General features: G+C 71.2%; 20 protein-coding genes. 3 read left to right on the forward strand and 17 right to left on the reverse strand.

The window, feature by feature from the left end; all coding sequences use genetic code 11:
• Positions 1–8 precede the first annotated feature (8 nt).
• Together L0P92_RS17520 and L0P92_RS17525 are read right to left on the reverse strand one after the other, a co-directional pair.
• A complete protein-coding gene (locus L0P92_RS17520; protein WP_234763667.1) occupies positions 9–1,232 on the reverse strand; it encodes a ketosynthase chain-length factor in 1,224 nt (407 codons plus the stop codon).
• Complete coding sequence (locus tag L0P92_RS17525; protein ID WP_273634055.1) at positions 1,229–2,626, reverse strand: beta-ketoacyl-[acyl-carrier-protein] synthase family protein; 1,398 nt, start codon at positions 2,624–2,626, stop codon at positions 1,229–1,231. The genes L0P92_RS17520 and L0P92_RS17525 overlap by 4 nt, the downstream gene beginning before the upstream one ends.
• Positions 2,627–2,712: 86 nt before the next feature.
• Between L0P92_RS17525 and L0P92_RS17530 the strand changes: the two genes are divergently transcribed.
• A complete protein-coding gene (locus L0P92_RS17530; RefSeq protein WP_234763669.1) occupies positions 2,713–3,498 on the forward strand; it encodes a 3-oxoacyl-ACP reductase in 786 nt (261 codons plus the stop codon).
• A gap of 67 nt (positions 3,499–3,565) precedes the next feature.
• Here L0P92_RS17530 and L0P92_RS17535 read toward each other — a convergent pair whose 3' ends face one another.
• The 3 genes from L0P92_RS17535 to L0P92_RS17545 all read right to left on the reverse strand — a co-directional run bounded on the left by L0P92_RS17535 (position 3,566) and on the right by L0P92_RS17545 (position 8,399).
• Positions 3,566–4,333 (reverse strand): AfsR/SARP family transcriptional regulator, encoded by a 768-nt coding sequence (locus tag L0P92_RS17535; RefSeq protein ID WP_234763670.1) that lies wholly within the window; start codon positions 4,331–4,333, stop codon positions 3,566–3,568.
• Between the two features lie 155 nt (positions 4,334–4,488).
• A complete protein-coding gene (locus L0P92_RS17540) occupies positions 4,489–6,621 on the reverse strand; it encodes an MMPL family transporter (protein WP_234763671.1) in 2,133 nt (710 codons plus the stop codon).
• Complete coding sequence (locus L0P92_RS17545; RefSeq protein ID WP_234763672.1) at positions 6,621–8,399, reverse strand: MFS transporter; 1,779 nt, start codon at positions 8,397–8,399, stop codon at positions 6,621–6,623. Before L0P92_RS17545 ends, L0P92_RS17540 begins: the two co-directional genes overlap by 1 nt.
• Positions 8,400–8,514: 115 nt before the next feature.
• Here L0P92_RS17545 and L0P92_RS17550 point away from each other — a divergent pair, with 115 nt between their 5' ends.
• Positions 8,515–9,306 (forward strand): TetR/AcrR family transcriptional regulator, encoded by a 792-nt coding sequence (locus L0P92_RS17550; RefSeq protein ID WP_234763686.1) that lies wholly within the window; start codon positions 8,515–8,517, stop codon positions 9,304–9,306.
• Here L0P92_RS17550 and L0P92_RS17555 read toward each other — a convergent pair.
• The 10 genes from L0P92_RS17555 to L0P92_RS17605 all read right to left on the reverse strand — a co-directional run bounded on the left by L0P92_RS17555 (position 9,272) and on the right by L0P92_RS17605 (position 18,624).
• Positions 9,272–9,613, reverse strand: a complete 342-nt coding sequence (locus L0P92_RS17555; RefSeq protein ID WP_234763673.1) for an antibiotic biosynthesis monooxygenase — start codon at positions 9,611–9,613, stop codon at positions 9,272–9,274. The two genes, L0P92_RS17550 and L0P92_RS17555, sit on opposite strands and share 35 nt — an antisense overlap.
• The gene (locus L0P92_RS17560; RefSeq protein ID WP_234763674.1) at positions 9,606–10,769 is read right to left on the reverse strand and encodes an acyl-CoA dehydrogenase family protein; all 1,164 of its coding nucleotides are present in this window, start codon (positions 10,767–10,769) and stop codon (positions 9,606–9,608) included. The genes L0P92_RS17555 and L0P92_RS17560 overlap by 8 nt, the downstream gene beginning before the upstream one ends.
• Positions 10,766–11,650, reverse strand: coding sequence for an NmrA/HSCARG family protein (locus tag L0P92_RS17565; RefSeq protein WP_234763675.1), 885 nt, complete (start codon positions 11,648–11,650; stop codon positions 10,766–10,768). Before L0P92_RS17565 ends, L0P92_RS17560 begins: the two co-directional genes overlap by 4 nt.
• A 66-nt stretch (positions 11,651–11,716) precedes the next feature.
• Positions 11,717–12,550 (reverse strand): DUF6081 family protein, encoded by an 834-nt coding sequence (locus tag L0P92_RS17570; RefSeq protein ID WP_234763676.1) that lies wholly within the window; start codon positions 12,548–12,550, stop codon positions 11,717–11,719.
• A gap of 109 nt (positions 12,551–12,659) precedes the next feature.
• Positions 12,660–13,055: a PPOX class F420-dependent oxidoreductase gene (locus tag L0P92_RS17575; RefSeq protein ID WP_234763677.1), complete on the reverse strand. Its 396-nt coding sequence runs from the start codon at positions 13,053–13,055 to the stop codon at positions 12,660–12,662.
• A gap of 1 nt (position 13,056) precedes the next feature.
• Positions 13,057–14,601: an MFS transporter gene (locus tag L0P92_RS17580; RefSeq protein ID WP_505016542.1), complete on the reverse strand. Its 1,545-nt coding sequence runs from the start codon at positions 14,599–14,601 to the stop codon at positions 13,057–13,059.
• A gap of 314 nt (positions 14,602–14,915) precedes the next feature.
• On the reverse strand, positions 14,916–15,836 hold the full coding sequence (locus L0P92_RS17590) for an NADP-dependent oxidoreductase (protein WP_234763679.1): 921 nt from the start codon (positions 15,834–15,836) through the stop codon (positions 14,916–14,918).
• A 30-nt stretch (positions 15,837–15,866) separates the two neighbouring features.
• Entirely contained in the window at positions 15,867–16,505 is a 639-nt protein-coding gene (locus L0P92_RS17595; protein ID WP_234763680.1) for a hypothetical protein, read from the reverse strand.
• A 167-nt stretch (positions 16,506–16,672) separates the two neighbouring features.
• The gene (locus tag L0P92_RS17600; protein ID WP_234763681.1) at positions 16,673–17,659 is read right to left on the reverse strand and encodes a quinone oxidoreductase family protein; all 987 of its coding nucleotides are present in this window, start codon (positions 17,657–17,659) and stop codon (positions 16,673–16,675) included.
• Complete coding sequence (locus L0P92_RS17605) at positions 17,659–18,624, reverse strand: 3-hydroxyacyl-CoA dehydrogenase NAD-binding domain-containing protein (protein WP_234763682.1); 966 nt, start codon at positions 18,622–18,624, stop codon at positions 17,659–17,661. The genes L0P92_RS17600 and L0P92_RS17605 overlap by 1 nt, the downstream gene beginning before the upstream one ends.
• A gap of 73 nt (positions 18,625–18,697) precedes the next feature.
• Between L0P92_RS17605 and L0P92_RS17610 the strand changes: the two genes are divergently transcribed.
• Positions 18,698–19,138 carry a nuclear transport factor 2 family protein gene (locus L0P92_RS17610; RefSeq protein ID WP_234763683.1) on the forward strand — a complete coding sequence of 147 codons (441 nt, stop codon included), beginning with the start codon at positions 18,698–18,700 and terminating at the stop codon, positions 19,136–19,138.
• Positions 19,139–19,188: 50 nt separating this feature from the next.
• Here L0P92_RS17610 and L0P92_RS17615 read toward each other — a convergent pair whose 3' ends face one another.
• Positions 19,189–20,607 carry an ATP-binding protein gene (locus L0P92_RS17615; protein ID WP_234763684.1) on the reverse strand — a complete coding sequence of 473 codons (1,419 nt, stop codon included), beginning with the start codon at positions 20,605–20,607 and terminating at the stop codon, positions 19,189–19,191.
• 182 nt (positions 20,608–20,789) lie between these two features.
• The gene (ychF, locus tag L0P92_RS17620; protein ID WP_234763685.1) at positions 20,790–21,878 is read right to left on the reverse strand and encodes a redox-regulated ATPase YchF; all 1,089 of its coding nucleotides are present in this window, start codon (positions 21,876–21,878) and stop codon (positions 20,790–20,792) included.
• Positions 21,879–22,320 lie beyond the last annotated feature (442 nt).

Here is a 22,320-nt window from a genome sequence, read left to right on the forward strand (position 1 = left end):
GTGGGTGGCTACGAGGTGGGTTCGGGGCGGCGCAGGACGACCGCCGAGTTGAAGCCCCAGCGGCCCCTGGCCAGGACCAGGGCGGTGCGCAGGGGCGCGGTGCGCGGTGCGCCGAGCACCAGGTCGATGCCGTACTCGCCCGGGACGGAGCGCACGCCCGCGGTCGGCGGGATCACGCCTTCGCGCAGGGACATCAGGGCGGTGACCACGTCGAGCGGGCCGCCGCCGGAGTAGAGCCGGCCGGTCGTCGTCTTGGGGACGGTGACGGGGACGCCCTGGCTGCCGAACACCCGGCCGATGGCGTGGGCCTCCGCCGCGTCCAGCTCGGGTACGCCCGCGCCGTCGGCGAAGACGACGTCGACGTCCTCGGGGCCGAGCCCGGCGTCGGCCAGCGCGAGCCGGATCGCGCGCTCCAGGCCCGGGGGCCGCCCGGAGCCGGGGGGCGGGTCGAAGGTCGAGGCGCAGCCCGCGAGTTCGCCGTAGCTCTCGTGCCGGCCGCGGGCCTCGGCGGCCGCGCTGTCCTCCAGGACGAGGAGGGCGCCGCCCTCGCCGGGGACGTAGCCGGCCGCCTGCTCGTCGAAGGGCAGGTAGGCCCGCTCCGGGTCGGTGGCGGTGCTGATCCGGCCGCTCGCGACCTGCGAGACCCAGCCCCAGGGGTCGAGTGCCGAGTCGACGCCGCCGGAGACGACCATCGGGGTGCCGCGGCGGATGGTGCGGCGGGCGTGGCCGAGGGCGTCCAGGCCGCCGGCCTGTTCGGCGACCAGGGCGCTGCTCGGGCCGCGCATGCCGTGCCGGATGGAGATCTGGCCGGTGTTCACGGCGTAGAACCAGGCGAAGGACTCGTACACGCTGACCGACTTGGGGCCCTCGGTCCACAGTTTGCGGAACTCGCGGTGCGTGAAGTCGAATCCGCCGCAGGCGTTGGCCGTGACCACGCCCATGTCGTAGTCGGTGAGCGACTCCGGGTCGGCCTTGGCGTCCTGGAGCGCCCAGGCGGCGGCGGTCAGCGCGAGCCGGGTGGAGGGGTCGGTCTGCGGCAGCAGGCGGCCCGGGACGTGGTCCGGTGCGTGGAAGTCGTCGATCTGGCCGGCGAGCGTGGCCGGGTACCGGCTCACGTCGAAGCGGGTGACCGGGCCGAGGCCGATGCGGCCGGCCAGGACGGACGCCCAGTACGGTTCCAGGCCCAGGCCGTTGGGCGCGACGACACCGACTCCGGTGATGAGGACGCTCATGCGACCGCCCCCGCGGCCTCGGCGCTGCGCAGGACCATGGCGCTCTGGAAGCCGCCGAAGCCGCTGCCCACGGTCAGCACGGTCCCGAGCCTGCGCTCGCGCGCTTCGAGCGGGACGTAGTCGAGGTCGCACTCGGGGTCGCTGGTGTGCAGGTTCGCGGTCGGTGGCACCACACCGTGTTCGAGGGCGAGGACACTGGCCGCTATCTCCAGCGAGCCGATCGCGCCGAGCGAGTGGCCGACCATCGACTTGATCGAGCTGACCGGGGTGCGCCTGGCGTGCTCGCCGAGCGCCCGCTTGTACGCCGCGGTCTCGTGCCGGTCGTTCTGCCGGGTGCCGGAGCCGTGGGCGTTGATGTAGTCGATGTCCGTGGCGTCGGTGCGGGACTCGTCGAGGGCGACCCGGATGGCCTCGGCCATCTCGCGGCCGTCGGCCTTCAGTCCCGTCATGTGGTACGCGTTGCAGCGCGTCGCGTACCCCGGTATCTCGGCGTGTATGTGGGCGCCGCGGGCCAGCGCGCTGTCGTAGTCCTCCAGGACGAACATCGCGGCTCCCTCGGCCAGGACGAAGCCGTCGCGCGTGCCGTCGAACGGCCGCGAGGCGTGCTCCGGGTCGTCGTTGCGCGCCGTGGTGGCGCGGATCGCGTCGAAGCAGGCGACGACGATCGGGGTGATAGGGGTGTCGGCGGCCCCGGCGAGCATGACGTCGGCGCTGCCCTCCTCGATCAGCCGCACCGCGTGGCCCACGGAGTCCAGGCCCGAGGTGCAGCCGTTGGAGACCATGGCGACCGGGCCCTCGGCGCCGACCGCCCACGCCACTTCGGCGGGCATGACGCTGGGCACCAGGTAGTCGAACATGTGCCGGGACAGCCAGTCGGCGTCGACCTCCCACTCCCGGCCGGAGTCCGACAGCAGCAGGTACTCGCGCTCCAGGCTGGTCGCGGCGGCCACGGCGCTGCCGAGGCTGACGCCGACCCGGGTGGGGTCGAGGGTGTCGAAGTCGAGCCCGCTCGCGGCGACGGCCTCGCGGGCGCAGGCCACGGCGAACTGCGAGGCCCGGTCCATGCGGTCGAGTTCGCGCGGGCCGAAGCCCTCGGCGACGGGGTCGAAGTCGGCTTCGGCGGCGACCTGCGAGCGGTACGGCGAGGGGTCGAAGAACGAGATCCGGCGCGTCGCCGTCCGCCCCGAGGTGAGCAGTTCCCAGAACTGCCGCGTGCCGTTCCCGCCGGGGGCGCGGACGCCGACGCCCGTGATGACGACTCTGCGCTTCAATCCGAACAGCTCCTTCGATGAGTTCGTCCGGTGGTCGTCGTCATCGTGGGCCGCGTGGCTCGAAAGCGGCTCGAAGGCCGATACGGGACCTCTCGATGCCGGATCCACCGTCGGCGGTCCCAGCCGCGCCCCAATCCGCTTCGACCGCCGTTCGAGGCCGGCGCCCGAGGCTGGGCGGCTGAGGGTCCACGAAGCAGGGAGAGGGACACATGGCCACGCAGGTCTCGAAGGTCGCACTGGTGACGGGCGCAACCAGCGGTATCGGGCTGGAGATCGCCCGCAGGCTCGGTAAGGAGGGGTTGCGGGTCTTCATCTGCGCGCGCGGCGAGGAAGCGCTGCGCACGACGCTGAAGGAGCTGCGGGAGGCGGGGGTCGAGGCGGACGGCCGGACCTGTGACGTCCGCTCGGTCGCCGACATCGAGGCGGTCGTCGCGGCGGTCGTCGAGCGCTACGGCCCGGTCGACGTCCTGGTGAACAACGCGGGCCGGCCCGGTGGCGGTGCCACGGCCGAGCTCGCCGACGAACTCTGGCTCGATGTCATCGACACCAACCTCACCGGCGTGTTCCGGATGACCAAGCAGGTCCTGAAGGCCGGCGGCATGCTGGAACGCGGGTCCGGCCGGATCGTCAACATCGCCTCGACGGGCGGGAAGCAGGGCGTGGTGCACGCCGCCCCGTACTCGGCGTCGAAGCACGGCGTGGTCGGCTTCAGCAAGGCGCTCGGCCTCGAACTGGCGCGGACCGGCATCACGGTGAACGCGGTCTGCCCGGGCTTCGTCGAGACGCCGATGGCCGCGAACGTGCGCGAGCACTACTCGGAGATCTGGGAGGTGTCGACCGACGAGGCCTTCGACCGGATCACCGCGCGCGTGCCGATCGGCCGCTATGTGCAGCCGTCCGAGGTGGCGGAGATGGTGGCCTATCTGATCGGGGACGGGGCGGCCGCGGTCACCGCGCAGGCCCTGAACGTCTGCGGCGGCCTCGGGAACTACTGACGCCGGATTGTCCGCGCACATGGTTGGAGCCCCTCGCGGTCCGCGAGGGGCTCCAACCATGTGCGGGCTAGGCGAGCACCTGGTCGCCGTTGAGAATTTCCAGATGCATACGCTGGATTTCGGGCGTGGGATCCACCCCCAACTCGTCGGACAGTATCTGCCGGAGATTTCGGTACGACGCCAGCGCCTCCGCCCGCCGGCCCACCCGGTAGAGCGCCCCCATCAGCTTGGCGTGCAGGGTCTCGTTCAGCGGATGGGAAATTACCAGGGACCGCAGCTCGGGAATCATCGGCCCTATCCTTCCCAGCCGCCAATTCGCGTCGATGCGAAGTTGCACCCCGAAGAGCCGGAGCTCTTCCAGATGAGCTATATGGCACTCCAGCACCGGGCCGCACGGCACCGTGGAAAGCGCCGGGCCACGCCACAGGTCCAGCCCCGCGTTCAGGGCGGCGAGCGCCTCATCGGGCCGGTCCTCCTCCAGCAGCCGGCCGCCCTTGCGGATCAGCCGCTCGACGATCGTGACATCGAGTTCGTCGTCGTCGATCAGCGCGAAGTAGCCGGGCGGCCGGGTCAGGACCAATTCCCGTTCCGCACATGTCACCTGGTGCTCCGCCAGCAGTCGGCGGGTGTGGTAGACGTAGGTCTGAAGCGTGGTCATGGCGCTGCGCGGCGGACCGTCCCCCCACAGTTCCTCGATGAGCACCCCCGAGCCCACCACCTCATGCCGCCTGAGCAGCAGCAACGCCAGCAGCTGGGTCGCCTTCGAGGATTTAAGCGGAATTAACCGCCCCGTATCAGTGATTACATGAACATGCCCCAACAGATTGAATCTCATCCTGCGCCCCCGTCGAGATTCTCCGTTTTCTTTGAGCCGACGATAACAGGGCCACTTGACAGACTTCAACGTGGTTGTTGTCACAAGAGATCAAATGAAATCGTCAAAATATAAATCAGCGCAGCGAGCTGCGCTGATTTATATTTACCGTTTTCTTACCCAGAAACAGGAGTCGGTGCCTCCGAATTCCTGGAATCAGAAATTCCAGCTCCGGCCGATTCCTCCGGGTCCGTACGCCGGAAGAGTGCGTGCGGCCACCACATCCACCGGCCGACGTCGAGCGTGAGGGCGGTGACCAGCACCGACCGCACGATCATGGTGTCGAGCAGGATGCCCACCGCCACCGTGAAGCCGAGCTCGGCGATGAAGACCAGCGGCAGCGTGGCCAGCGCGGCGAAGGTGCCGGCCAGCACCAGGCCGGCCGCGGTGATGACGCCACCGGTCGAGGTGAGGCCCTTGAGCGCACCCTGCCGGGTGCCGAGCCGGTCGCTCTCCTCCCTGATCCGGGTGACGAGGAAGATGTTGTAGTCGACGCCCAGGGCGACCAGGAAGACGAACACCCAGAGCGGGAAGGCGGAATCGGCCCCCGCGAAGTCGAAGACGTGGTTGAAGAAGAAGGCGGCGAGGCCGAGCGCGGTGAAGAAGGACAGCACCACGCTCGCGATCAGCAGCAGCGGTGCCACCAGTGCCCGCAGCAGCAGCGCGAGGATGCAGAACACCACGGCGAGGATCACCGGGATGATCAGGCCGCGGTCGCGGCTGGAGGCCTCGCGCATGTCGTGCACCACGGCACTGCTGCCGCCCACCTTCGCCTCGGCCCCGTCCAGCCGGCCTAGGCTCTCGCGGGCCGCGGTGACCGTGTCCATCGCGGCCGGGGAGTCGGCTCCGGCGGCGAGCGTCACCTCGACATAGGCCAGCCCGTCCTTGACCTGGGGCTCGGCGACCTCGTTGACGCCGGGCACCTTCTCCAGGGCGCCGCGCACCTCGGCCGCGGCGGAGTCCTTGGCGATGACGACCATCGGCTCACCGGAGCCGGCCGGGAAGTGCCGGGCGAGGATCTCCTCGCCGACCACCGACTCCGGCTTGGTCTTGAAGCCGTCCTTCTGCTGGAGCCCGTCGGCGTTCAGGGTGACGGCCAGCGTGGCCACCGCCCCGAGCACCAGGGTGGTCGTGATCCAGACCGTGCGAGGCCGGCCGGAGACCAGTCGGGCGACCCGCGTCCACACGCCCCGGGTGACATCGGGTTCCGTGCCGTGCTTCGGCCGGGCCGGCCAGAAGATCCAGCGGCCGAAGATCACCAGCAGCGCGGGCAGCAGCGTCATCATCGACAGCAGGCCCACCAGCACGCCGACGGCGCAGACCGGGCCGAGGCCCTTGGTGGAGTTCAGCGCGGCCAGCAGCAGCACGAGCATGCTGATGGCGACCGTGGCGGCGCTGGCCACGATGGCGGGCCCCGCGCGGTGCAGCGCCACGGCCATGGCCTCGTGCCGGTCCTCGTGCCGCCGCAGTTCCTCCCGGTAGCGGGCGACCAGCAGCAGCGCGTAGTCGGTGGCCGCGCCGAGCACCAGCACCGTGAGGATCATCGCCGTCTGGGCGTTGACCGTGAGTCCGGCGTTCTTGGCCAGCAGGTAGATGATGGCCTGCGAGATCACCAGGGACATGCCCGCGGAGATCATCGGCAGCAGCCACAGCAGCGGACTGCGGTAGGTGACGACGAGGATCGTCACGACGATGAGCAGGGTGACCAGGGTGAGTTTGAAGTCGGCGCTGCTGAACGACTCCGCGGAGTCGGCGGCGTAGCCGGTCGGGCCGGTCACATGGACGCCGAGACCGTCGGGCGCGCTCGGCTGTGCGGCCTTGCGCAGATCCTTGGTGGCCTCGTTGAGCCCCTCCCAGCCCTCCTTGCCGAGGTGGACGTTGACCACGGTGCGCAGCGCCTTGCCGTCCTCGGAGCGCACCGGTCCGAACGCCTCGCCCACCACGTTCTTGCCGTCCGCGAACTTCGCGGCGTCGGCGCGGGCCTTCGCCTCGTCGGCGGCAGTGATCCCGGAGGCGCGGTCGTAGACGACGATGGCCGGGCTGGTGTCGGCGGGCTGGAACTTCTCGGAGAGTTCGAGCACCTCGGTCGATTCCGCGTTGCCCGGCAGCCAGGCGGCGGCGTCGTTGGACTCGACGTCGCCGAGCTTGCCGGCCAGCGGCTGGAGCACGATGAGCAGACCGATCCAGCCGACGAGCACCAGCCACTTGACCCGGCGCCCACCGGGCCAGGCCAGCAGTTTGCGTGTCATCAGAAACCCTCTTCCTCACGAGGCTTGGGCGGCAGCCGGAAGGCCAGCGCGAAGGACACCGCCAGCAGTCCGATCACGATCCAGAGCGTGCGGACCATCGCGGTGCTGAAGTTCTCGGTGTGGGCGGTGTGCCAGGCCCGCGCGGTGGCCTCGGCCAGCTCCGGCCGAGCCTGCTGGATGTCCCGGCAGCTCGCGGGGGTGTGTTCGGAGTCCTTCTGGCTCGCCGAGTCCCGCAGGCACTCCCCCAGGTCGGCGAGGATCCGGTCCTGTTCGGCCGGGGTCGCCCCGGCGGCGGTGAGTTCGGCCCGGGCGCGGCTCGCGCCGTCGGCGACGCTCGCCGTGGCCTGGGAGCCGAGCAGCCCGAAGAACAGGGTCGCGAGCAGCGCGACGCCGACCGCGAAGCCGAGTTGCTGGACCGCGGTGAGGATGCCGGAGGCGGTGCCGGCCTCCTGCTTGTCGACGTCGGCCAGGGCGATGTCGAAGAGCAGACCGATCATGATGCCCATGCCGAGTCCGGCCACGGCGATGCCGGGGACGAGCTCCCAGCTGGTCAGGCCGCCGGCCTGGTCGCCGATGGTCAGCAGCATGATCAGTACGCCGACGGCCATCACCACGAGCCCGCCGTGCAGGGCCTTGCGGCCGAACTTGGCGCCCAACACCGCGCCGGTCAGGATCGCGCCGACGACCAGGAACACCGACCAGGGCATCATCGTCAGCGCCGCCCGGGTCGGGCTGAAGCCCAGGCCGATCTGCAGATGCAGGCCGAGCAGCAGCGACATCCCGGAGATGCCGGTGAAGAACACCAGCGCCACCGCGAGTCCGGCGGCGTAGCGGGACCTGCGCAGCAGGCTGAGTTCGATGAGCGTGGCGCCGCCGCGCCGCTCCTGCCGCAGCTCGTAGGCGACGAACGCGGCGAGCACGGCCGCTCCGGCCGCCATCAGTACGAACGTCCAAGCGGGCCAGTCGCGTTCGCGGCCCTGCACGAGCGGGAAGATCAGCAGGGTCAGGCCGAGCGTCACCAGCAGCATGCCGCCGACGTCGAACTTGGGCCGCATCGGTGCCTTGCCCTCGGGCAGCAGCAGCACCGCGCCGATGATCACGGCCGCCCCGATCGGCAGGTTGATCAGGAAGACGGACCGCCAGCCGCTGCCGAACAGGTCGGCGTCGACCAGGAAACCGGCGACGATCGGGCCGAGCACGGCGCCCAGTCCGATGGCGGGCCCGAACGCGCCGAACGCCGCCGCGGTCTCCTTGGGCGGGAACATCTGCTTGATGAGGCCGAGGCCCTGAGGGATCATCAGCGCGCCGAGGCCGCCCTGGAGGAAGCGCGCGGCGATGAGCATCTCGGAACTGCCCGCCATCGCGCACAGCACGGAGGCCGCGGTGAAGCCGACGGCACCGATGACGAACATGCGCTTACGGCCGTAGATGTCGCCGAGCCGGCCGCCGACCACGAGCAGGACGGCGAAGGCGAGGGTGTAGCCGACGGTGATCCACTGGATGACGCTGAGGCTGCCGCCCAGGTCGGTGCGGACCGCGGGCGCGGCGATGTTCATGACCGTGCCGTCGAGCAGGTCCATGATCTCGGCGCCGAGGATGACGGCGAGCGCGGCCCAGCGGCGGGCGTAGGCCGGGGCCTCGGAGGCGGGTTCGGAAGCGGGCTCGGCCGCGGGGTCGGCAGCGGTCGCGTCCGGCGCGGGTTTCCGCTCCGACACCAGCGCCGTGGGTGGCGCCGCTCCCCCGTCCGGTTCGTCTGGTTCAGCGGAACTCGTGCTCATGGCATCCCCCCGAGATCTTCGACAACAGGTCCATGAAACGACCACCGTTCTATAGTGGAACGGTGGTCGTGTCAAGAAACGGTGGCCGCCGATGCCATACGATGAGGGCCATCCCCTGTTGCGAAGCGAAGGAAGGAGGCCCATGCCCGAGGAGATCCCCGTACCTCCGTGGCGCCGGCCGAAGAAGGCGCCGCCGCGGATGCCCCTGACCCAGGACCGGATCGTCGACACGGCGCTCGGCATCCTCGACGCCGAGGGGCTCGACGCCCTGAGCATGCGGCGGCTCGCCCAGGAGCTGAAGACCGGGCACGCCTCGCTGTACGCGCACGTGGGGAACCGGGACGAGCTGCTCGACCTCGTCTTCGACCTGGTGCTCACCGAGGTCGAGATCCCACAGCCGGAGCCGGGGCGCTGGGCGGAGCAGGTCAAGGAGATGTGCCGGTCGCTGCGGCGGGTGTTCCTGGCCCACCGGGACCTGGCGCGCATCGCGATCGACCGGGTCCCGCTCGGACCCAACGGGATCCTGGGGATGGAGCGCACCCTGAACCTGCTGCGCTCGGGCGGGCTGCGGGACGAACTCGCCGCCTACGGGGGTGACCTGCTGTCGACGTTCGTCACGGCGGAGGCCCTGGAGCAGTCGTCCCGGCACTCCGGTACGGAACAGAGCGAGGAGCAGGCCGGCATGTTCGCCGACCAGCTCCACGGCTATCTGAAGTCGCTGCCGCCCACCCAGTTCCCCAACCTGGTCCACCTGGCCGGCCCGATCACCTCGCTCGACTCCGACCGCCGCTTCGAGCTGGGCCTGGAAATCATCATCGCCGGCCTGGTGGCGGCCGGGGCCGGCGACGACGCGGACGACAGGGAGCCCGGTATCAGGACGGCAGGATCGACCCTTCCGGGGTCATGAAGACGGCCTTCGGCGGTCCCATGAGCCCGGGCAGAGAGCTCAGCGCCTCCCGCAGCTTCGCCGAGCGCGGGTCGGCGCTGAAGTTCTCCCGGTAGGCCTGCTCGCTCTCCCACTGGGCGTAGTTGACGACCGCCGTGCCGTCCGTGCTCGCGTGATACGTGGCCGACAGAAAGCCCGGTACCTCACGGATCCACTCCTGCACCCCGCCCGTGGCCAGCTCCACCAGCTTGCGCTGGGTGGCCGGGCCGTCCACCGCGAAGGTGACCACGGCGACGAAGCCCACCTGGGGGTCGTTCACTTCAGCCATCGTTGCTCCTCCTCAACAGCTCTCCCGCGTACAGCGTCGCTCCCGGCCCGAACTGCAGCCCGATATGGCTCGCGGCCGCGTGCACATCGCGCCACAGGCGCTGCATCGGGCTGTCCTCCGCCTGCGCCCTGGTGCCCGCCGAGGCGAACAGCCGGTCGGTCGCGGCGGTCAGCAGCTCGGCCGCCAGGGCACAGTCCCGCGCCCCCCGGCCGACGAGTTCACCGGTCACCCCGCCCGCGTCGGCGACCGCGGCGACCCGCTCCAGCAGCAGCTGGGCCGCGTCGATCTCGCCGGTGGCCCGGGCCAGCGTGTGCTCGTACAGCACCCGGTCCTGCGAGGAGACGGCGTTCTGCCCGGTCGGCCCGGCCAGCTTCGCGGCGATCCACGACGTCCACACGGCCGCCGCGCCACGGGCGGCGCCGAGCATCGGCAGCGCGAAGGCCAGCCCGTTGACCGCCCGCATCGGCACGGTGTGGCAGATCGCCTCGGCGCCCGGACCCAGCCCGGCCGCGATGGCCGCCCGGGTGCAGGCCCGCGCGTCCGGCACGAACACCCCGTCCAGCACGAGGGTGTTGCTGCCCGTGCCGCGCATGCCCATCGGGTACCAGCTGTCGACGACGCCGTACGCCGCTCGCGGCACCACGAAGAACCACGGCTCCTGCCCCGCCATGGCGCACACCAGCGCCCAGTCGGAGTGGTCGACGACGCTGACGAACGGCCAGGTGCCCGAGACCTGCCAGCCGCCCTCCGTCCTCTCGGCGCGGCCGAGCGGCATCAGGGCGCCGACGATCAGGGCGTCCGGGCCGTCGGACCACAGCTCGGCCCGGCCCTCCTCGGGCAGATACGCGGCCATCCGGCCGAGGCTCGCGGTGAGCGAGGCGTACCAGGCCGTCGAGGCGCAGGCCTCGCCCAGCACGGCGACCGGCTCCACCAGCTCGGCGAAGGTCGCGGCCCGGCCGCCGTGCGCCCGCGGCACGAAGTGGGCGGCGAAACCGGCATCGAGGACCGCGCGGACGACGTCGGGGCTCAGCCGGCGCTGCTGCTCGGCGTCGACGGTCCGCTTCCCGGCGAGCTCGGCGATCCGGCGCGCCCCGGCCACCAGCGGCGAGCTCTCCGCGCCCGCTCGCGTCTCCTGGGTCATCGCGTCCTCGCTCATGCCGCGTCCATCGGGGCCCAGCCGGTCTTGGCCAGCCACTGGTCGAGGGTGAGCATCTGCGGGAACTGGGCGCGCAGGGTGGGGATGTCGGCGTGGTAGCCGATGCCGTTGAGCCAGGTGTACGAGATCGCCTGCCACTCGAAGCCCGTGCGGTGCAGCTCCGGTATCGGCACCGAGACGAAGCGGGCGGGCAGCCCGGTGTGCCGGCCGAAGGCGTCGGCGATCTGCTCACCGGTCAGCTCGTCCCCGGCCAGCTCGATCTTGGCGCCGCCGAAGGTGTCGGGGTCGTCGAAGGCGTCGGCCGCGAAGTAGCCGATGTCGGGACCGCTGATCATCTGCAGGGTGTTGGTCGGCCCGAGCCCCCGCCGGAAGGTCAGTACCCCGTCCTCCATGACGAGGGGCGACATGTCGTGGTTCAGGTTCTCCATGAAGTACGACGGCCGCAGGAAGGTGAAGTTGAGCTCGTTCTCCTGGATCCGCTGCTCGATGGCGAGCTTGGACAGCCGCCAGTTCACGCCCTCGGGCCGCTCGGCGCCGCCGACCGAGCTGTGGACGTAGTGCTGGACGCCGAGGTCACGGGCGGCGTCGGCGCAGATCTTGCCCTGCCGCTCCTCGCCCTCCACCCCGGCCGGCGTCATCGGCGTCTGGATGCTGAAGACGCCGTACGCGCCCGTCATCGCCGCGCGCACCGACTCGGCGTCCTCCAGGTCGCCGGTGTGCAGGCTCGCGCCCAGCTCCCGCAGCTCCTTGGCCTTGGGCGCGCCCGGGTCGCGGACGAACGCCCGCACGGTCCAGCCGCGTTCCAGCAGGTACCGGGCCGCGGAGCCGCCCTGCTTGCCGGTGGCGCCGAGGACCAGTACGGGCTTGTTCTCATCGGGCATGGCTGTGCCTTTCGTTGGTCGTCGTCACGAGTCGGTGGTCACGCGTCGGTCGTCACGCGTCGGACGTCACGCCTCGCGGGAGGCTGCGGGCGAGGTGGACACCGAGAGCCGGCGGGCGGACAGCCGCACCCCTTGGCCGAAGTAGCGCTCCAGGAACAGCCCCAGGCCGAAGCTGAGGCCACGCGGCCGTACGGCCTCCTCGCGGCCGCCGTTGTCGCGGCGCAGCCAGCGCGCGTCCAGCGACCGCAGGCCGATCCGGTCCACGCACAGCACCTCCTGCCCGTCGGCCGTCCAGCGGGCGGTGCCGGCCGCGGCGTCGTAGGCGACCTGGAGGCGGTGGAGCGTGCCGGGGGTGCGGTCCGCTACCGGGACGCAGTAGGTGAAGGCGGCGAACTCGGCGTCCGGCTGGAGCGCGAGCCGCTCGTAGACCGCGTAGAGGCGGCCGTGCGTGAGGAAGAAGTCGAAGATGATGCCGGTCTCGAGGTCGACCGAGATCAGACCGCCCGCGCCGAGCCGGGGGTCGGTGGTGGCCTCGGCCACGTCGTCGTACGGGTGGGAGCGCAGGCCGAAGCCGCGCAGTCCCATCTCGGCGGTGACCGAGAGGACTTCACCGGGCCGAGCGGTGAACCCGCCGCGCGCGGAGGCGGTGCCGCCGGTGGTGAAGGCGCCCCAGCGCAGATGGAGCGGGGCGCCGTCCGGTCCCGGCTTGGGCTCGGTGAACGCCGGCCGCCTGGTCTGGGGCTGCCGGGCGCTCGGCACGACCCTCAGGCCGTCCGGCCCGCCGCGGACGATGCCGTCGCCCTCGGGAAGACCGTCGACCGGGCGCAGCCGCCACGGCGCGCCCGGTCCCTCGGTCACCAGTCCCGCGGTGAAATCCTCGCGGAAGATTTCTGTACTCATCCGGCCCTCCCCGTGGTGTGCCCGTCCTACGGGCTCCACCCTGGCAAGAGGGCATCGAGCTCCACTCGAAGCGGAGTCGAAGGGGCCTGGGCCCCTGATGGGCCTGGCGTCAGACGTTACGGCCGCGCTGTGCGGTGTCCTCGCCGATGCCCCAGGTGATGATGCGCCTGGGGTGGATGCGGATCATCGCGGTGCCGAAGTACGGGTGCGGCGGCTGGGCGTCGGTGAGTGCCTCGGCCCGGCCGCGCACTTCGATACCGCGTACGTTCCACGGCTGCGTGGAGATCAGGTCGTCGACGACGAAGGCGACCTGGTCGTTCTTGCCGACGTTGCGGAACTTCTTGCTGGCCGTCAGGTTGTGGCCGCCGATGTCGATCGTGCCGGTCTCGGTGTTGACCGTGAACGAGACGGGGTTGACCTGGGGCTGGCCGTCGGCCGCCACGGTGGCCAGCCGGCCGAGGTTCTGGGAGGCGTAGTACTCGAGCTCGTCAGGAGTGAAAGGCATGTCAGCTTCCTTGGGCCTTGGTCTTGGTGTGGTCGGAGTGCTCCCGGCCGGGCGCGGGGCCCGCCGGGGGCTTCGGGGTCGTGACGGTGGCGGGCAGCCAGCGCAGCACGGCGAGGGCGCCCACGAGGGCGGCCGCCGCGGCGGCCCCGGCGGCCAGGTGCATGGCGTCCAGGAACGCCTGCCGTGCCGGAGAGACGAGTCCGCTCTCCCCCAGCCGGGTCGCGGCCAGCAGCGTGGCGTCCAGGGACTCCCCGGCCTCGCGCCGCACGGAGGGCGGCAGTACGCCGAGCTCGTCCTCGATGCCGTCGCGGTAGGCGGCGCCCATGAGGGAGCCGAGCACCGCGACGCCGAGTGCGCCGCCCAGCTGGCGCACGGTGTTGTTCATCGCGGAGGCCACGCCCGCCTTCTCGCGTGGGATCGCGTTCATGATGGACACGGCTGCGGTCGGCATGACGCAGGCTACGCCTGCTCCCAGTGCGGCGAACAAGGCGAGGATCAGCCAGAGCGGGGCGTGCTGGGTCACGAAGACGACCCCGGAGAGCGACGCGGTCACGGCGAACATGCCCGCCGCGCACACGTTGCGCGGGCCGACCGAGCGGACCAGGACCGTGCTCAGGGGCCCGCAGACCACGTTCGCCACGGCCAGCGCGACGGTGCAGCTCCCGGCCTGGAGCGGGGTGTAGCCGCGCACGCTCTGGAGGTAGAAGGCGCTGAAGAACAGAAAGCCCATCATCGCGAAGCTGACGAAGCCGACGGCCGCGACAGCGGTGGAGAACGCCTTCAGCCGGAAGAAGCCCAGTTCCAGGGAGGGTTCGGCGGTACGGCGCTCATGCCACAGGAACACCCCGAGCAGTCCGAGTCCGGCCAGTCCGGGCCCCCAGACCGTGGGCTGGGTGACCCCGCCGGTCCGGCCGGCCTCGATGATGCCGTAGACGACGAGCACGAGACCGGCGATCGAGAGCAGCAGCCCGGCCGCGTCGACGCGTTTGCCCGTGGCGCCCCGTGTCTCGGGCACCAGCCACGCCACCGCGATCAGACAGACCGCCACGATCGGCACGTTGACCAGGAAGACCGAGCCCCACCAGAAGTGCGCGAGCAGCAGTCCGCCGGTGACGGGCCCGATGCCGAGCGCGAAGCCGACCGAGGCCGCCCAGATGCCGAGGGCCTTGGGCCGCTCCCGTATCGGGAAGACGGCCGCGATGGTGGCCAGCGTGCTCGGCAGCACCGCCGCGCCGCTCACCCCCATACAGGCGCGGGCCACGATGAGCTGCTCCGGCGACCCGGCATAGGCCCCGGCCAGCGACGACAGCCCGAACAGGGCGAGCCCCAGCAGCAGTACGCGCCTGCGCCCCAGCCGGTCGCCGAGCACACCCCAGGTGAACAAGGTCGCGGCGAACGCCAGGGTGTATGCACTCAGCACCCACTCGACCTGACTGTGCGAGGCACCGAGACCCTGCTCCGGGTCGGTGAGCGTGCGCAGCGTCACGTTGAGCACGGTGTTGTCGAGGATGATGCTCACCAGGCTGAGAACCAGCACCGCGAGGATGCCCCAGCGCCGCGGATGCCCCTCGTCCGACGGGCGGGCCGGCGCGGGACCGCCGGGTCGAGCGGGGCCGGGTGCCGCGGGTCCGGGTGCCGCAGACGCCGGTCCGACAGGTCCCGGTGTCGCAGGGCCGGACGCCGCAGACCCCGGTCCCACAGGTCCCAGTGCCGCAGGTCCCGGTGTCACAGGAGCGGACGCCGCAGACCCTGGAGCCACAGGACCGGACGCCACAGGCCCGGATCCCTCAGGCCCCGGTCCCACAGGCCCAGATGCCCCAGGCCCAGATGCCTCAGGCCCCGGTGTCGCAGGCCCGGATGTCACTGGTCCGGCACCAGGACGAGCTTGCCGCGCACGTGGCCCTGTTCCAGGCGGTGGTGGGCCTCGGCCGCCTTGGCGAAGGGGAGGACGGCCTCGACGTGGGGCCGCAGCCGGCCCTCGGCGCACAGCGCGGCCAGGGCGGCGAGCCGCTCGGCGGACCGCACCACCTGCGGCATGACGATGCCCTCCTGGGCGGCGGCGCGGAAGTTGGCGATGGTGGCGATCCGGCCCCGGTCCGCGACCAGTTCGAGCGACACCGCGAGCGCCTCCGGTCCGCCGTGGCAGTCGAGGGCCGCGTCCACACCGTCCGGGGCGAGGGCGCGCACCCGGTCGGCGAAGCCCGGACCGTAGGCGACGGGCAGCGCGCCCAGCGAGCGCAGGAACTCGTGGTTGTGCTCGCCGGCGCTGCCGATCGCCGTGCCGCCCCGCTCGCGGACGAGCTGGACGGCGAGGCTGCCGACCCCGCCGGCCGCGGCGTGCACCAGCACGGTGTCGCCCCGGCCGACGCGCAGTGCCTCCAAGGCGATGTCCGCGGTCTGCCCGACGGCCGAGAGCGACCCCGCGACCTCCCAGGACAGCTCCGGCGGCTTGGCGGTGATCTGGTCCGCGCCGACGGCGAGCAGTTCGGTGCCGGACTGCATGACGGCGAACCCGAGCACCTCGTCGCCGGGCGCGAACCCGGTCACCTCCGGTCCGGTCCGCTCGACGACCCCGGCGAACTCGTTGCCGATGATCTGCGGGAACTCGACCGGATAACGCCCCCGCATGCCGCCGGACCGCACCCGGCAGTCGAACCCGTTGACCCCGACGGCCCGCACCCGGACCGTCACCTGGCCCGCTCCCGGCACCGGCTCGGGCACATCGACGAGGCCCAGTACGTCCGGCCCGCCGAACTGGTGGATGACTACGGCCTTAGGCATGCGTTCTCCACTTCCGCTTGACGGTGCTTGCTACTTCTTGACCTGCGTGCTCGCCAGGACGGTCTGGGGCTTCGCCGGGTCCGGGAAGCACTCGAACGGGCCCCACTCGTCGAGGATCGGCTGGTAGCGGTACCAGTAGAAACCGGGCTGCTCGTAACTCGAGCCGCCCGGACCGAAGTTGAGGGTACCGGCGGCCTTCGGCGCCTTGTAGGTGACCTTCAGCGTCGGCAGGTCGAACTCGACACCGCCCTCCAGCGGACCGGAGGCGCTGACGATGATGTCCTGGCCCTCGACCTTGACCTTGAGCGCGGAGTCACCGAGCCCGCTGCCGCCGGTGAGCTTCACCTTCTTGACCTTCGCGCCCTCCGGGATCCGGTAGGCGACCCGAACGTCCTTGACGGTCTTGTTGTACTCGGCGAAAGCGGTGATCGGGGCCGGGTCGTACGTGGCCTGGAACTGCTTGCCCGCCCGGACCGCGGCGGGCACGGTGACGTCGAAGCCGCGCTTGTAGTCGTAGACCGGGTGCGTGTTGCCCTGCACATAGGTCCGGCACTCGTACGGCACGTCGACGTTCGCGGCGTGCGCGCTGGTGCCCAGGCTCATGACACCGCCGAGGGCGATGGCCGACGCGGCGGTCAGACGTATCACGTGTTGACGCGAAGAGGTCATGGAAAAGGTCTCCTTGGGACTCGTGGAATACGAACTCACGGATTGAGAACTCGCGGATTGCGAACTCTTGGAATACGAACTCGTGGAATTCGGGCCGTTGGGACACGAATTCCCGGGGTGCGAAATGGGTGGCTCGGAACGGAGGCCGGTCCCGGGGGAAAGGTCGGTCAGGGAATCAGCACGACCCGGCCCAGCTGGGCCCTGGCCTCCAGAAGGGTGTGCGCCTCGGCGGCCCGCTCCAGCGGCAGCCGGGCGTGTACGGCGGACTTGACCTGTCCGTCGGCCAGCAGCCGGGTGAGTTCGGCGACGCCGGCCTCGTACTCCTGCGGGCGGCCGAGCCGCCAGGCCGACAGCGCGAAGCCGGTGACGTACTTGATGCCGATGAGGTCCATCACCGACACCCGCGGGATCTCCAGCTCGCCGCCGGACGAGCCGTAGAACACGAGCCGGCCGCCCGGGGCGAGCAGACGGACGCCCTGTTGAAGGACCTCGGCGCCGACACCGTCCAGGATCAGGTCGGGCCCACGTCCTCCGGTGAGTTCGCGGACCTCCTCGGCCCAGGTCGGGGAGCGGTGGTCGACGACGGCGTCGGCGCCCACGGCCCGGGCGAACTCGCGCTTGCCGGACTCGCCCGCGGTGCCGATGACCTGGCCGGCTCCGGCCGCCCGGGCGAGCTGGACCGCGATGTGCCCGACGCCGCCGGCCGCGGCGTGCACCAACACCGTCTCGCCCTTGGCCAGTTGCCCGGCCCGCAGCACCCCGAGGGCGATCAGCCCGGTGCCCGGGAGGACCGCGGCCTCGGCGGCGTCCAGCTCCTCGGGTACGGCCACGACGGTGGCGGCGTCGACGACGACCTGCTCGGCGTAGGCACCGTAGAGGGTGAAGGCACCGACCCGGTCCCCGGGGCTCAGCCCCGTCACCTCCGGCCCCACCGCGCTGATCCTGCCGACGACGTCCCCGCCGAGGACGACGGGGAACACGGGCTTCCACATGGGCGCGGGAAAGACCTCGCGCCGCATCTGGGTCTGCGCATGGCCGACGCTGACCGCCTCGACGGCGATGCGCACCTGGCCGGGCCCGGGCTCGGGAACCGGGCGCTCGGCGACGTGGAGCACGTCGGGGGCGCCGTATCGATCAAACTGAACGGCCCGCATCAAGTCCCCATCTCCTTCTCCTCTTCCATCTCCGGCTCCGTCTCCGGCTCCGGCTCCTGGCTCGGTCCGGTCCGCCCCAGGGCGGCCAGTACGGCGTGGTGGCGGTCGTCACGGTCGCGGACCAGCTCGGCGTAGGTCCGGTCGCCGTAGGCGGCTTCGGTCTGGGCGACCAGGGCCTCGACGGCCTCCGTGCCGAGGGCGGGCTGTCCGAGACCGCGCCAGCCCTGTTCGAGGCCGCTGCCGAGATGTTCGAGCCACTTGCGCAGTCCGCCGGGGCCGCCGCCCAGGTGGAAGGCGTGGAACGGGCCGATGGTGGACCAGCGCAGCCCGATCGAGTCGGTGACGATCCGGTCGAGTTCCTCGACGGTGACCACGCCTTCGAGGACGAGGTGGATGCTCTCGCGCAGCAGCGCGGACTGCAGCCGGTTGGCGGCGAAGCCGGGCAGCGCCCTGCGCAGCACGACGGGGGTCCGGCCGACCGACTCGAGAAAGGCCACGGCCCTCTCGACGGCGTCCGGAGTGGTGCGTTCGCCGCCGAGCACCTCGACCAGCGGCACGATGTGCGGCGGGTTGAAGGGATGGGCGACGACCAGCCGGCCCGGCCCGGGCATGTCCCGGCCCAGGTCGTCGGGGAGCAGTTTCGAGGTCGAGGACAGCACGAGGGCGTGGTCCGGCGCGGCCTCACCGATCTCGGCGAACAGCCGCTGTTTGAGGGGCAGGTCGTCGGGCGCGTTCTCGGAGACGAAGTCGGCTCCGCTCACGGCCCGGGCGACGTCGGGCTCGTACTCGATCCGCGCCGCCAGCTCCTCCGCCCGGCCCGGGGAGAACAGTTCGAGCCCCTCGCGCACGATGCGCCGGGCGTCGGGCCTGCGGCTGTTGACCCGTACGGTCAGTCCGTGGGCGCTGAACAGATTGATCCATCCCAGACCGATCGTGCCCGCCCCGATCACTGTCACGGTGCTCATGGCGACGAGGCTGGCAGCGCCCACTCGAACCCGGCTCGAGCGGCCTTCGAGGCGACGGGGCGACCGTGGCCGCATGACCATCACCGCGCTTCCCACCGGCCTGTACGCCGAGGTCCTGTCGTTCTACGGCCACCAGATGCAGAAGCTGGACGGCCGTGACTTCGCCGGCTACGCCGCGACCTTCACCGAGGACGGCGAGTTCAAGCACTCCCCCTCACTGCCGGCCGCCCACACCCGCGCCGGGATCCTCGCCGTCCTGGAGGACTTCCACCAGAAGTTCGACGCCCACAAGATCCAGCGTCGGCACTGGTTCAACCACGTGGCCGTCACCGAGGCACCCGACGGCTCCCTCACGGCGACCAGCTACTGCCTGGTCCTCACCGTCCACGCCGACGTCAAGCAACCCGAGTTCGGCCCGAGCTGCGTCGTCCACGACGTCCTGGTCCGGGGCGAGGACGGAGAACTGCTCCTGCGCTCACGCCATGTCACGCACGACCACGTGTTCCCCGTCTGACCTGCCGAGCCAGCCGCCCCCTCCCCCCCGGCCGCCCTGCGATCCGCCACTCACAACGGCCAGGCGGCCAGCAGATCGCCGGGGCCGTAGGCGGCGTCGAGACCCGGAGAGTCGACGCCGCTGCGCGAGACCGCCACGACCGGAACGGGCTCGTCGGTGAGGGCCGCCCGGTGTCGATGGAGAGCCGCCAGGTCGTGCCGGTCGAAGGGTGACCGCTCCAGCCACTTGATGGAGCCGAGGAAGAGCAGCTCCTTGGCGATGGGGGCGCGGTCCGCACCGACGATGTCGATCTCGACGTCGTTGGTGCGGGTCCAGTAGCCGCCCACCGCGGAGGCCGCGGGGAGCTGGTCGTCGGGCAGGATCCGGGCGAGCGCCTCACGGACGAGCGGCTCGATCGCCCGGCCGCGCCAGCTGGTCCAGCTCTCCCGAATCCGCGCGAGGGTCAGATCGCCCCGCCCCCGCTCGATCTCCTCCATGGAGGGGCCGAGCAGGTGCAGCCAGAACCGCAGATAGGGATCGGTCACCCGGTAGCGGCGATCCTTCGACGGACGCAGCGACACGGGCAGCTCCGCGGCGACGATCCGCTTGTTCGTGAGCAGTTCCAGGGCCCGCTGCAACGGCGTGGCTCCGATCCCGCCGGCCGCACGGGCGATGTTGGTGAAGGTCCGCTCACCACTGCCGATGGCCGCAAGGACCGTGCGCGCCTGAGCCTGCGGGGGGAACTCGGCGGCCAAGGAGCGTTCGGCCGACACCAGCAGGGCCGAGACGGGGTCGTTCAGGGCCGCGCCGAGGAAGTCCCACAGCCCCGCGCCGTGCGGCCACTCCGCGCAGACCAGCGGCAGCCCGCCGGTGACCAGCGCGGCGTCGAAGGCCTCCGCCGGCTCCAGCCCGAGCATGCTCCCCACCTCGGCGGGGTTCAGCGGCCCGAGCACCATCTCCCGGCCGCGCTGGTGGAAGGGCCGTCCATAACCGTTCAGCGCCTCCATCATCGACAGATCCGAGCCGATGAGGACCAGCAGCACGGGCCTGGTCTCCAGCACCCGGTCCCAGGCGCGCTGCAGCATCCCCTCGAAGGCACCATCGGCATCCATCAGATACGGCACCTCGTCGATGACCAGCACGCTCGCCCGATCGGAGGGCAGCGCCGCGGCCAGCACGTCGAACGCGGCATCCCAGCTGTCCGGCCGCGCGGAAGCCACCAGCCCCGCCAGCGGCAACGTCGACGCCCGGGCGTCCCGGGCCAGCCGGGCGAGATCGTCCCCGGGGGAGGCGCCGGTGGCCGCGTAGAACAAGAACGGCGCACCGGAACGCTCCGCGAACCGCTCGACCAGTCGCGACTTGCCCACCCGACGCCGCCCCCGCAACATCACACACCGACCGGGCCGCTCCCCACCCACCCCGGCCGCCACCTTCTGCAGCTCACGCTCCAGCGTCGCCAGCTCCTGCCGACGCCCTACGAAGTCCACCATGTCTGCCGACCTCCAGGGATGACACTAACAGCAGTGTTACTAACGTGGATGTCAGTAGCATCCTCGGGGCGTACGGGAGCGAGCAGCCGGCACCGAAACCAACCAGGGGCCCGACCTCGAAAGGTCGAGCCCCTCCTGACCCGCAGGTTCGCCAGATCGGCGACGTGGTGCCGCGGCACCCGCTACACGTTGAAGCGGAACTCCACCACGTCCCCGTCCTGCATCACATAGTCCTTGCCCTCCATCCGCGCCTTCCCCTTCGCACGCGCCTCCGCCACCGAACCCGTCTCCACCAGGTCGGCGAAGGAGATGACCTCCGCCTTGATGAAGCCCTTCTGGAAGTCGGTGTGGATGACGCCGGCGGCCTCGGGGGCGGTGGCGCCCTTCTTGATGGTCCAGGCGCGGGATTCCTTGGGGCCGGCCGTGAGGTAGGTCTGGAGGCCGAGGGTGTTGAAGCCGACGCGGGCGAGGGTGGCGAGTCCGGGCTCCTCGGCGCCGACGGACTCCAGGAGTTCCATCGCGTCCTCCTCGTCGAGCTCGGCGAGGTCCGCCTCCAGCTTGGCGTTGAGGAAGATCGCCTCGGCGGGGGCGACCAGGGCGCGCTGCTCGGCCTTGAAGTCCTCGTCGACCAGTTCATCCTCATCGACGTTGAAGACGTAGAGGAACGGCTTGGTCGTCAGCAGGTGCAGGTCGTGCAGGAGCTCCTCGTTGCCGGAGCCCTGGGCGATGCCCGCGGAGAAGAGGGTGTCGCCCTTCTCCAGGATCTCCTTCGCCGCCTCGACCGCCGCGACCTTGGGGGCCACGTCCTTCTTGATGCGCGACTCCTTCTGGAGACGCGGGAGGACCTTCTCGATGGTCTGGAGGTCGGCGAGGATCAGCTCGGTGTTGATCGTCTCGATGTCGTCCTTGGGCGAGACCTTGCCGTCGACGTGGACGACGTTCTCGTCCTTGAAGGCACGGATGACCTGGCAGATCGCGTCGGACTCACGGATGTTCGCGAGGAACTTGTTGCCCAGGCCCTCGCCCTCGGAGGCGCCGCGCACGATGCCGGCGATGTCGACGAAGTCGACCGTCGCCGGGAGGATGCGCTGCGAGCCGAAGATCTCGGCCAGCTTGCCGAGGCGGGCGTCGGGGACGCCGACGACGCCCACGTTCGGCTCGATCGTGGCGAACGGGTAGTTGGCCGCCAGCACGTCGTTCTTGGTCAGGGCGTTGAACAGGGTCGACTTGCCGACATTCGGCAGACCGACGATTCCGATCGTGAGCGACACGTTGCGACTTCCCGTACGTGAGAGGACTTCAGGCGGCTGGGCTGGGGCCCGGTCCTTCTTCGATCTTCGCTGCGGATGCCGCGGACGACGCAGATGCACGGGCCGATCCACCAGTCTACGGCGTACCGGGCCGGGCCCCGGGCGCCGTATCGAACACCTGGCCAAGGTCCGCCCCAAGGTGTGTCTGAGGGCGAATTCGCCACATAAACCGACCTAGGTTGGACCGGAGGAGCAGGACGGGGCGCGACCTGCCGGGTTCAGCGCGGGATCAGCGCGGGATCAGCGCGGGATCAGCGCGGGATCAGCGCGGGTTCGCGCCGTACGGGAACAGCGACGGGGACGGTGTGGAGCGGGGCGAGGGGCGTACGAGGCGCGACCGGAGCGAGGGGCTCGGCGGGAGCCGGGAGCGTGCCGGGGGCCGGTGGCGCGATGGGGTCGGGTG

The organism is Streptomyces muensis, assembly GCF_021474425.1.
Taxonomy (GTDB): Bacteria; Actinomycetota; Actinomycetes; order Streptomycetales; family Streptomycetaceae; genus Streptomyces; species Streptomyces muensis.